The organism is Exiguobacterium sp. UBA3491 (assembly GCF_002377745.1).
Lineage (GTDB): Bacteria > Bacillota > Bacilli > Exiguobacteriales > Exiguobacteriaceae > Exiguobacterium_A.
The window spans coordinates 284,616-295,011 of record NZ_DFQK01000021.1; the positions used below are offsets into that span (position 1 = coordinate 284,616).

Sequence of the window (10,396 nt, forward strand, 5' to 3'; positions counted from 1 at the left end):
GATATTTTCAGATTATTTCAAAATCATTAAATTTGTGTGTGATACCAACGTTTTCTTACATGAAATTATTTTTATGTAAGGATAAAATTAGAAATATTAATAATCTGCACATACAAAAAGAACCAGTTGGATGATTCAACTGGTTCTTCGAATTATTTCCGTTCTTGTACGTATTGAAGTGCTTCTGCGACATGATCTTTTACTTTCACACTACGCCATTCCTTGACGATTTCACCGGATTCATCAATTAAGAAAGTCGAGCGTACGATTCCATAATATTCCTTACCGTAGTTCTTCTTTAATTGCCAGACGCCATATTGTTCACAGACTTCGTGATCGACATCTGATAATAATTGAAACGGTAATTCGTATTTCGCGATAAAGTTCTGATGACGCTTCTGGCTATCGGCGGAGACGCCGAGAATGACGGTGTTGTTCTCTTCAAAAGCTTGCGTCGCATCTCGGAAATCACATGCCTCGGTCGTACAACCCGGCGTTGAATCCTTTGGATAGAAATAAAGTACGACTTTTTTTCCACGATAATCCTCAAGGGAGATTGGTTCTCCTTGTGCATTTGGAAGGGTGAATGTTGGTGCTTGCATGAAAAATTCCTCCTTATCCTAATTCCATGTTTAATTGATCCGCATATTTTTCAAGCTTCTTTTGAAGGCTTTCTTTTAACGGATCGAGTGCGATCAAGTACTTCTCATAATCCGTACCGGCTTTCGCCGTCTTCATGAGGAGAGGCTGTTCGTCCTCATACCAATCCGCATAGTCTTGATAGTAATCAACGAGCGTCTCTGGGTTTCCTTCATTCTTCAGCGCCTCACCGTAAATCATCAGAATGTTACTGTTCATCTCAAGCGCCATATAATCCGTTTGTGCATTGACGCGAGAGAAGACGGCATCCTGTTCTTTTTCATCCGTTTTCCCGATTTCGTCTGCTGCTTTCGCATTGACACCATACTCATCGGCGTTAAACCCAGTGAATAGGTCACCAAGCGTCGAGAAGACGGCCGGGTCGAACGTCGTCGGTGTCAGAACGATCTTCCATTCATCGTCTTTCTTCAATAACAGCTTCGATCCGCGGTTCGGGAGAATGGATCCCTTCGCATCCTTGAATTCATGGATGATATAAGCGACGTCACCCTTTTGGAACGACTTGACGATTTTACCGGGAATGACGTTCAAGTTCTTCGCACCAACGGCGAGGGGTTCAAGTTGTTTTGCGTCACCTGTATATTCAATCGATGCGAGGTCTTTCGCATCTGCTCGTCCCGATTGACCGAGCGTTTTTTCATAGGTTTGATAGATATCGAGAACGGCTTGTTCAGCCTTCTGTTGTTTCGTTTCCGTCGTCTTCGGGGATTGGGTATTTGTAGAAGACGGGGAATCGTTTCCGCAACCGACGAGTACGAGACTGGTCGCAAGCAACACTACGAGCGATCGTTTCATTCGAATTCCTCCTAGATGGGTGTTCCGTGATGATTTCATAGCTAATCTTGTCTCTACCATACAGGAAATTCGCTTTTTTGAGTAGGATATCGGTACACTAAACGAAAGGGGAGTGATAGGTATGAAAATTCATATTACAGACGAGGCATTGCAATACTTTAAAAATGAGATGGAAGCACAATCGGGCGATACGATTCGCTTTTTCGCAAAATATGGTGGATCAACGGATTTAACGCAAGGTTTCTCCGTCGGCGTTCATATGGAAGAAGTCGAACGGGCAGCGGTCGAGGAAGTCGTCGACGGTATTCATTTCGTCGTATCTGACCAAGATTACTGGTTATTCCAAGGACAAGACGTCAAAGTCTCGATCGAAAACGAAGAGATTGTTTTTTCACAAGCGAAGGAATGATAGAGGAACGAGGAGAGACCGAATCGGTCGCTCCTTTATTTTTTTGACTAGAATAATTGTAAGCGGACTCATGCTTCTGTACAATGGAGAATGTAAGCGATTTAAAGTAGAGATTAAAGGGGGAATAGAGATGATTCCGTACAAACACGAACCATTCACGGACTTCTCACAAGAAGCAAACAAGAAAGCGTTCGAAGAGGCACTTGCACTCGTCACGCAAGAACTCGGCAAAGATTATCCGCTCGTCATCGGTGGAAAACATGTGACGACGGAAGATAAAATCGTCTCCGTCAATCCGGCCAACAAAGAAGAGATCGTCGGACGTGTCTCAAAAGCGACACAGGAACATGCAGAAGAAGCGATGCAAGCAGCAGTCACAGCCTTCGAAACATGGAAATTCGTCAATCCGTCTGTACGTGCGGACGTCCTATTCAAAGCAGCGAACATCATCCGTAAGCGGAAGCATGAGTTCTCTGCCTACCTCGTCAAAGAAGCTGGGAAACCATGGAACGAAGCCGATGCGGATACAGCAGAAGCAATCGATTTCCTCGAATACTACGCACGTCAGATGCTCGTCTTAAAAGACGGCAAAAAAGTCGAGAGTCGTCCAGGCGAATACAACCGTTACGATTATATTCCACTCGGTGTCGGTGTCATCATCTCACCATGGAACTTCCCGCTCGCGATCATGGCTGGAACGGCAGTCGCAGCGATCGTAGCAGGGAACCCGATCCTCTTGAAACCCGCATCGACGACACCGGTCGTCGCGGCGAAATTCGTCGAAGTCATGGAGCAAGCTGGTCTTCCGGCAGGCGTCTTGAACTTCGTACCTGGTTCAGGTGCAGAAGTCGGCGACTATCTCGTCGATCACCCGAAAACACGTTTCATCAGCTTCACAGGATCACGTGATGTCGGTCTTCGCATCAACGAGCGGGCATCAAAACTGAACGAAGGTCAAATCTGGCTCAAACGCGTCATCGCAGAAATGGGCGGAAAAGATACGATGGTCATCGATGAGTCGGCTGACCTCGATTATGCAGCGGACATGATCACGAAAGCGGCATTCGGATTCTCAGGTCAAAAATGTTCAGCTTGTTCACGTGTCGTCGCACTCGACTCTGTCTATGACGAGTTGCTCGAAAAAGTCGTCGCGAACACAAACAAACTCAGCATCGGTAACCCGACGGATGTCTCAAACAATGTCGGACCAGTCATCGATGCAGCAGCCTTCAAGAAAATCACGTCGTACTTCGACGTTGCAAAAGAAGAAGGACGCATCGTCGCAGGTGGTACGGCTGACGATTCAACAGGATTCTTCGTCTCACCGACAGTCGTCGCGGACGTTCAACCAACGGATCGTTTGATGCAAGAAGAAATCTTCGGACCAGTCGTCGCCTTCACGAAAGCGAAAGATTTCAAAGAAGCAATCGATATCGCAAACAACACGGAATACGGATTGACAGGTGCTGTCATCACGCAAGACCGGACGAATCAAGAGTACGCACGTGCGAACTTCCACGTCGGTAACCTCTACTTCAACCGGGGTTGCACAGGCGCAATCGTTGGCTACCAACCATTTGGTGGGTTCAACATGTCAGGTACGGATTCGAAAGCGGGCGGACCGGATTACTTGACTTTACATCTTCAAGCAAAAACTACTTCAGAAATGTTCTGAAATGGTGTTTAATAGACGAAACGGGTGTGCGACCTGCACACCCGTTTTTCTTATATCACGGAAAAAGGGGGAGCAAGGATGAACGGAATGTGGTTCGCGATTTTGCTATATCTCGGCCTGATGGTCGCACTTGGCGTCATTGCGTATTATCGGACGAAGAACATGAATGACTATATGCTTGGAGGACGTACGATCGGTCCCGTCGTCACGGCGCTCTCTGCAGGAGCAAGTGACATGAGTGGGTGGCTGTTGATGGGTTTACCGGGTGCGATGTATGCAACTGGTCTGTCCAGTGGATGGATTGTCGTCGGATTATTACTTGGCGCTTATGCCAACTGGTTACTCGTCGCGCCTCGTCTGCGTGCGTATACGGCACATGCAGGGGATGCAATCACGATTCCCGATTACTTTGAAAAACGATTCCACGATAAAAGTGGTGTTTTGCGTACCGTTTCAGCTGGAGTTATTTTAATATTCTTTATAATGTACGCATCAAGTGGTTTTGTCGCAGGTGGTCGTTTATTCGAAGCTGTCTTTGGTCTTGAATATACAACAGGTCTTTGGATTCTCGCAGGCGTCGTCATTGCGTATGTCTTCCTCGGTGGTTTCCTTGCCGTCAGTTGGACGGACGTCGTGCAAGGGATGATCATGGTCATCGCATTGCTGATCGTACCAGCTGTCGCGCTGACTTTAAGTGGTGGGATCAACGATACACTCGAGACGATCCGGTCGACAGGCGGCTCGAAACTGGAACTGTTCAAAGGGACGACGACGATCGGTATCATCTCGCTTCTCGCGTGGGGACTCGGATATTTTGGACAGCCGCATATTATCGTTCGTTTCATGGCGATTCGTAACTTACATGAGATGAAGTCGGCGCGTCGTGTCGGGATGATTTGGATGACGTTCTCGATCGTTGGTGCAATGGTGACGGGCTTGATCGGATATGCCTATTACACGCAACAAAGTGCAGGATTAAAAAATCCAGAGAATGTCTTCATTCAATTATCACGTGACCTTTTCCCAGGGTTCATTACAGGGTTGTTGCTTGCAGCCTTACTTGCTGCGATCATGTCGACGATTTCGACGCAGCTGCTCGTTTCTTCAAGTGCGGCAACGAATGATTTCTATCACCGTTTCTTTAAACGCGATGCTTCAGATCGTGAATTGATGATCATGGGACGCTTGATGGTTCTCGTCGTGGCGCTTCTAGCGATTCTCTTATCGTTTGGTGCAGAGAAGTCGATTCTGACGCTCGTCGGATATGCGTGGGCTGGCTTTGGTTCAGCGTTCGGTCCAGTCGTGCTGTTCAGCCTACTATGGCGGCGGATGAACAAGACCGGAGCACTTGCTTCGATGATTACGGGATCCGTCGTCGTCATCGCTTGGATTCTCATCAATCAGAACGTCGCCGGATTACCATCGTACATTTCGGAAATGTACGAGATGATTCCAGCTTTCATCGCTTCAACGATTGCGCTCGTCATCGGTAGTCTTGTGACGAAGGAACCGAGTCAAGCGATCTATGATGAGTTCGATCAAGTACAAGCGCAGCTAAAAGGTGCAGAGCCTGAGCGGAAAATCGTCTAAATAACGGAGAGGGGTGTTTCCTGAGTAAAGGAGACACCCCTTTTTTATTTACTTGATACGTTATTATTTACCATAAACATATTTGTTGCACTTGCGCAAAATAAGCGTATAATGAAAACAAAAAGTGAGGTGAACGAGATGGCGACACAGCCACTTACACAAGATTTACCAAGAAAACGGACATATATCGGACCGGCGTTCGTCGCTGCCGTCGCGTATCTTGATCCGGGAAACTTCGCGACGAACATGACGGCAGGTGCCCAGTATGGCTACTTATTGCTCTGGGTCATCGTTGCCTCGAACTTGATGGCGGTCGTCATTCAGTTCCTATCAGCCAAACTTGGAATCGTCAGCAATCTCAGTTTAGCGGAGGTGATCCGGGAGGAGTTGTCGCCGGTCTATCGCTTCTTCTACTGGGTACAAGCGGAGCTCGTCGCGATGGCGACCGATCTCGCCGAGTTCGTCGGAGCCGCACTCGGATTTCATTTACTGTTTGCGATCGATTTACGGATGGCGGCATTGTTGACGGCAGTCCTATCATTCGTCATCCTCGGATTCGAGCAAAAGGGACTCCGTCATTTCGAAGCCGTCATCGCCGTTCTTGTTTTAATCATCGCAGCGGCTTTTGCGATTGAAGTATTTGAAGTCCATCCGGTGTTCCGAGATTTATCGGCAGGGTTGTTACCGGGATTCGAAGGTACGTCGAGCATCGTCCTTGCTGCCGGGATGCTTGGAGCGACCGTCATGCCGCATGCGATCTATCTCCATTCCGATTTAACGAAACGACGGATGGGGCATGTTGCGAACAAGATGCCGTTGCTACGGATCCAACGCTTCGATATTTGGGGTGCGATGTTGATTGCCGGAGCAGTCAACGGAGCGATGCTCGTCATCGCGGCCAGCGTCTTTTACGACACGAAGTATCAAGCCGGTTCGCTTGAAGAAATTTATGAAGGACTACATGTTACGCTCGGTGGCATCGCGCCGTATCTGTTTGCGATTGCCTTACTCGTATCAGGTCTCGCTTCATCAAGCGTCGGGACGATGTCGGGGGACGCGATCATGCGCGGCTTCCTCCATCTCCAGCTGCCACTGTTCGTTCGCCGGACCGTGACGATGTTACCGGCGATTTTGTTACTTTTCTCCGGTTTTGATCCGACACGGGCACTTGTCCTCAGTCAGGTTGCTTTATCGTTCGGGATTCCGTTTGCGTTGATTCCCTTGATTCGGGCGACAGCAAGTGAGCGGTACATGGGAGAACATCGGAACAGTCGGTTCATGAACGCGTTGTCCTGGATCATTGTCTCGATCGTCATCGTCTTCAATGTCTATCTGCTTGTTGATGTCTTAGTATGAATATTCAGTATTTTTGTTTCGTCTGATTTAAACCGGGTATTTCATAACTAGAAGCTTTCCGCCCGGAAGCTTTGCTACCCCTATAAGGACGATGGTGCGGACCTCCCCCCGATGCACCATCGTCTTTTTTGTCTGGACGAAAAGTGCTATGATTAGAAATAGTGTAAAATATATCGCAAAAGTTCCGGAGGTGGAATGACATGGCAAAGATTAATGAGGAGCAAGTCCGCCACGTGGCGCATTTGGCACGCCTTGCCGTGACAGATGAAGAAGTAGCACAATTCACAGGACAACTCGAGAAGATTCTTGGGTTCGCTGAACAATTAAATGAACTCGATACGACAGGCGTCGAACCGACGACTCATGTCCTCGATTTAAAGAACGTCCTACGTAAGGACGAAGTACGTCCATCACTTCCGCGTACGGAAGTAGAACGACTCGCACCCGATTGGGAAGACGGACAAGTCCGCGTCCCAGCGGTGTTCGAATAAGGAGGAAATGACCCGATGTCACTTTTTGAACATGGTGTCAAAACATTACACACACTCATTCAGGATGGCGAAGTCAAAGCTTCTGAACTCGTCAAGGAATCCTTTGATCAAATCGACCGCGTCGACGGAAAAATCGGTGCGTTTCTCTCATTGAATGAAGAAGCGTTCGAGCAAGCGAAACGAATGGATGATGTCGCGAAACACGAAGCGAACCCACTGTTTGGTCTTCCAATCGGCGTCAAGGATAACATCGTCACGAAAGGAATGACGACGACATGTGGTTCGAAATTCCTTGAGAACTTCGTACCAGCACATGATGCGACGGTCGTCGAGCGTCTGCATGAAGCAGGGGCAATCACGATCGGGAAATTGAACATGGATGAGTTCGCGATGGGTTCTTCAAACGAGAACTCAGCGTACAAACCGGTTCGCAATCCATGGAATACGAAACACGTTCCAGGCGGTTCTTCGGGTGGTTCAGCAGCTGCTGTCGCAGCAGGCGAAGTCTTGTTCAGCCTCGGTTCGGATACAGGTGGTTCGATTCGTCAGCCGGCTGCCTATTGTGGTGTCGTTGGGTTGAAACCGACTTACGGTCTCGTCTCACGTTTTGGTCTCGTTGCGTTCGCGTCATCGCTTGACCAAATTGGTCCGTTGACCCGAACAGTCGAAGATAACGCGTATCTTTTGAGCGCGATCGCAGGACACTGTGGGATGGATTCGACGTCTGCGAACGTTGCAGCAACGGATTATACACAAGCGTTGACTGGTGATATCAAAGGTCTGAAGATCGCTGTTCCGAAAGAATACTTCGGCGAGGGTGTCAGTGAAGGCGTCAAAGCCAACATCCGTGAAGCGATCCAAAAACTCGAAGCACTCGGTGCGACGGTTGACGAAGTCTCACTCCCGAACTCGAAATATGCGCTTGCGACGTACTACTTACTCGCTTCATCAGAAGCATCATCAAACCTTGCGCGCTTTGACGGTATTCGTTACGGTGTCCGCGCGGAAGCGGACGCACTTGAAGATGTCTTCAAGTATTCCCGTTCACAAGGATTCGGAGACGAAGTCAAACGCCGGATCATGCTCGGAACGTATGCGCTCAGCTCTGGTTACTACGATGCCTACTATAAAAAAGCACAACAAGCTCGGACGTTGATCAAAAAGGATTTCGACGATGTCCTTGCGAACTATGACGTCATCATCGGACCAACAGCACCGACACCAGCATTCGAACTCGGTGCACAGCTCGATGACCCGGTCACGATGTATGCGAATGACATCTTGACGATTCCGATTAACTTAGCAGGTGTCCCAGCGATCTCGGTTCCAGCTGGATTCGTCGACGGTCTTCCGGTCGGCTTACAAATCATTGGAAAACATTTCGATGAGGCGACGATCTATCGCGCTGCGCATGCGTTTGAGCTTGCGACAGGTGGATTCGCGCTTCCGAAGTTATAAGGAGCGAATGTATCATGAACTTTGAAACGATCATCGGGATCGAGGTCCACGCCGAACTGAGCACGAACACGAAGATGTTCTGTGGTTGTGCGCGGGAATATGGCGCAGAGACGAATACGAAAACGTGTCCGATTTGTCTTGGACACCCGGGCGTCTTGCCGAAAATCAACGAAAAAGCCGTCGAACTCGCCGTTCGTGCAGCGATGGCGCTCAACTGCCAAGTAGCTGATCAAACAAAATTCGACCGGAAGAACTATTTCTATCCGGATACGCCAAAAGCGTATCAAATCTCGCAGTTTGATCAACCAATCGGCTTTGATGGCTACATTGATGCGGAAGTCGATGGCGAAACGAAACGCTTCCGAATCGAACGTGTCCATCTGGAAGAAGATGCCGGTAAGATGAACCACACGGGTGCCAACCATTCGGTCGTCGACTTCAACCGGACAGGCGCACCGCTAATTGAGATCGTCAGTGAAGCGGATATGCGTTCACCGAAAGACGCAGTCGCCTACCTCGAACGTCTCAAGGAAGTCTTGCAATATGCAGGCGTCTCAGACGTCAAGATGGAAGAGGGGTCACTCCGTTGCGACTGTAACATCTCGGTGCGTCCATACGGACAAGAGAAGTTCGGTACGAAAACAGAGCTCAAGAACTTGAACTCGTTCGGAAATGTCTTAAAGGGTCTTGAGTTTGAAGAAGATCGTCACCGCAAGTTACTGCTTGCTGGTGGTGTGATGCGTCAAGAAACACTCCGTTTCGATGAGACGAAAAAACAAACCGTCCTCATGCGTGTCAAGGAAGGGGCGTCGGACTATCGTTACTTCCCAGAGCCTGACCTCGTCAAGCTCGTATTGGATCACGATTGGAAAGAAGCGATTCGTGCCGGCATCCCGGAACTTCCAGACGCACGCCGTGTTCGTTACCAAGAAGAACTCGGTCTTTCAGCGTATGATGCGAAACAATTGACGGTCACGCGTGAAATGGCAGAGTACTTCGAAGCGACACTTGCAGCTGGTGCAGAGCCAAAAGCAGCAGCCAACTGGACAGTCGGTGAGATCCAAGGTCACTTGAATAAATCGACGGAAACGTTCGAAACAGTCAAGATGACACCAGCGCGTTTGGCAGAGATGATCGACTTGATCGCAAGCGGCACGATTTCTTCGAAAATCGCCAAACCAGTCTTCACGGCAGTCATCGAAGAAGGTGTCGAGCCGCGTGCATACGTTGAAGCAAACGGTCTTGCACAAATTTCGGATGAAGGATTGTTGCGTGGTCTCATCGTCGAGATGTTCGAAGCGAACCCAGCCGTCGTCGAGGAGTTACTCGGTGGACGTGATCGGAAGAAAGGCTTCGTCATCGGTCAGATCATGAAGAAAACAAAAGGAATGGCAAACCCTGCTCTCCTTGATCAACTCTTCTACGAAGAGCTCGAAAAACTGAAATAAGTTGCACTTAAGATGGCGTCTGTCTCTCCCTCGCTGAGGTGAAGAAACGGACGCTGTCTTTTTTGGCTTTGTAATGTCTCGAGAGTTCATGTAAAATAAAACAGTTATGTATCAAATGAACGGTTGAGTCAAAAAGGAGAAAATCTTATGAGACCTAGAGCGCGCGTGATTTATAACCCGACTTCCGGGAAAGAGATGGTTAAACGAAACTTACCGTATATCCTCGACCGACTCGAAGCAGCGGGTTATGAGACATCTGTCTACTCGACGAAAGCGGTCGGTGATGCAACGTATGAAGCAGCACGAGCATGCGAAGCAGACTTTGATCTTGTCGTTGCTGCAGGCGGCGATGGTACGTTGAATGAAGTGATCAGTGGAATGGCAGCTTATAGCAAACGTCCAAAGCTTGGTGTATTACCTGTTGGAACGACGAATGACTTTGGTCGGGCGATGCGTATTCCGTTGACGATCGAAGGGGCGATGGATGTTATCTGCACGGGACATACGATGCCGG

General features: G+C 48.8%; 10 protein-coding genes. 8 read left to right on the top strand and 2 right to left on the bottom strand.

Going from position 1 to position 10,396, the window contains the following annotated elements:
• Positions 1–152: 152 nt before the first annotated feature.
• Both bcp and B4F99_RS08360 read right to left on the bottom strand, forming a co-directional pair.
• Entirely contained in the window at positions 153–602 is a 450-nt protein-coding gene (gene bcp / locus B4F99_RS08355) for a thioredoxin-dependent thiol peroxidase (protein WP_056063163.1), read from the bottom strand.
• A 13-nt stretch (positions 603–615) separates the two neighbouring features.
• Positions 616–1,455 (bottom strand): hypothetical protein, encoded by an 840-nt coding sequence (locus tag B4F99_RS08360; protein WP_290756748.1) that lies wholly within the window; start codon positions 1,453–1,455, stop codon positions 616–618.
• 121 nt (positions 1,456–1,576) lie between these two features.
• On the opposite strand from B4F99_RS08360, the gene B4F99_RS08365 reads away from it, so the two are divergent.
• From B4F99_RS08365 to B4F99_RS08400, 8 genes are all read left to right on the top strand, one after another.
• On the top strand, positions 1,577–1,864 hold the full coding sequence (locus B4F99_RS08365) for a HesB/YadR/YfhF family protein (protein ID WP_290756751.1): 288 nt from the start codon (positions 1,577–1,579) through the stop codon (positions 1,862–1,864).
• Between the two features lie 130 nt (positions 1,865–1,994).
• The gene (pruA, locus tag B4F99_RS08370; protein ID WP_029342578.1) at positions 1,995–3,539 is read left to right on the top strand and encodes an L-glutamate gamma-semialdehyde dehydrogenase; all 1,545 of its coding nucleotides are present in this window, start codon (positions 1,995–1,997) and stop codon (positions 3,537–3,539) included.
• A 78-nt stretch (positions 3,540–3,617) separates the two neighbouring features.
• A complete protein-coding gene (gene putP, locus B4F99_RS08375) occupies positions 3,618–5,129 on the top strand; it encodes a sodium/proline symporter PutP (RefSeq protein ID WP_285801382.1) in 1,512 nt (503 codons plus the stop codon).
• Between the two features lie 111 nt (positions 5,130–5,240).
• The gene (locus tag B4F99_RS08380) at positions 5,241–6,485 is read left to right on the top strand and encodes an Nramp family divalent metal transporter (RefSeq protein WP_290756756.1); all 1,245 of its coding nucleotides are present in this window, start codon (positions 5,241–5,243) and stop codon (positions 6,483–6,485) included.
• Positions 6,486–6,685: 200 nt separating this feature from the next.
• Positions 6,686–6,976 carry an Asp-tRNA(Asn)/Glu-tRNA(Gln) amidotransferase subunit GatC gene (gatC, locus tag B4F99_RS08385; RefSeq protein WP_023469336.1) on the top strand — a complete coding sequence of 97 codons (291 nt, stop codon included), beginning with the start codon at positions 6,686–6,688 and terminating at the stop codon, positions 6,974–6,976.
• A gap of 15 nt (positions 6,977–6,991) precedes the next feature.
• Complete coding sequence (gene gatA, locus B4F99_RS08390) at positions 6,992–8,434, top strand: Asp-tRNA(Asn)/Glu-tRNA(Gln) amidotransferase subunit GatA (protein WP_214852385.1); 1,443 nt, start codon at positions 6,992–6,994, stop codon at positions 8,432–8,434.
• 14 nt (positions 8,435–8,448) lie between these two features.
• Positions 8,449–9,882: an Asp-tRNA(Asn)/Glu-tRNA(Gln) amidotransferase subunit GatB gene (gene gatB, locus B4F99_RS08395; protein WP_290756758.1), complete on the top strand. Its 1,434-nt coding sequence runs from the start codon at positions 8,449–8,451 to the stop codon at positions 9,880–9,882.
• A 147-nt stretch (positions 9,883–10,029) separates the two neighbouring features.
• Positions 10,030–10,396, top strand: a 367-nt coding sequence (locus tag B4F99_RS08400) for a diacylglycerol kinase family protein (RefSeq protein WP_290756760.1), incomplete at its 3' end; no start/stop codon positions are given.

Coding starts and splice junctions, on each gene's coding strand:
- bcp (WP_056063163.1), bottom strand. CDS start 602: ATGCAAGCACCAACATTCACCCTTCCAAATGCACAAGGAGAACCAATC.
- B4F99_RS08360 (WP_290756748.1), bottom strand. CDS start 1,455: ATGAAACGATCGCTCGTAGTGTTGCTTGCGACCAGTCTCGTACTCGTC.
- B4F99_RS08365 (WP_290756751.1), top strand. CDS start 1,577: ATGAAAATTCATATTACAGACGAGGCATTGCAATACTTTAAAAATGAG.
- pruA (WP_029342578.1), top strand. CDS start 1,995: ATGATTCCGTACAAACACGAACCATTCACGGACTTCTCACAAGAAGCA.
- putP (WP_285801382.1), top strand. CDS start 3,618: ATGAACGGAATGTGGTTCGCGATTTTGCTATATCTCGGCCTGATGGTC.
- B4F99_RS08380 (WP_290756756.1), top strand. CDS start 5,241: ATGAAAACAAAAAGTGAGGTGAACGAGATGGCGACACAGCCACTTACA.
- gatC (WP_023469336.1), top strand. CDS start 6,686: ATGGCAAAGATTAATGAGGAGCAAGTCCGCCACGTGGCGCATTTGGCA.
- gatA (WP_214852385.1), top strand. CDS start 6,992: ATGTCACTTTTTGAACATGGTGTCAAAACATTACACACACTCATTCAG.
- gatB (WP_290756758.1), top strand. CDS start 8,449: ATGAACTTTGAAACGATCATCGGGATCGAGGTCCACGCCGAACTGAGC.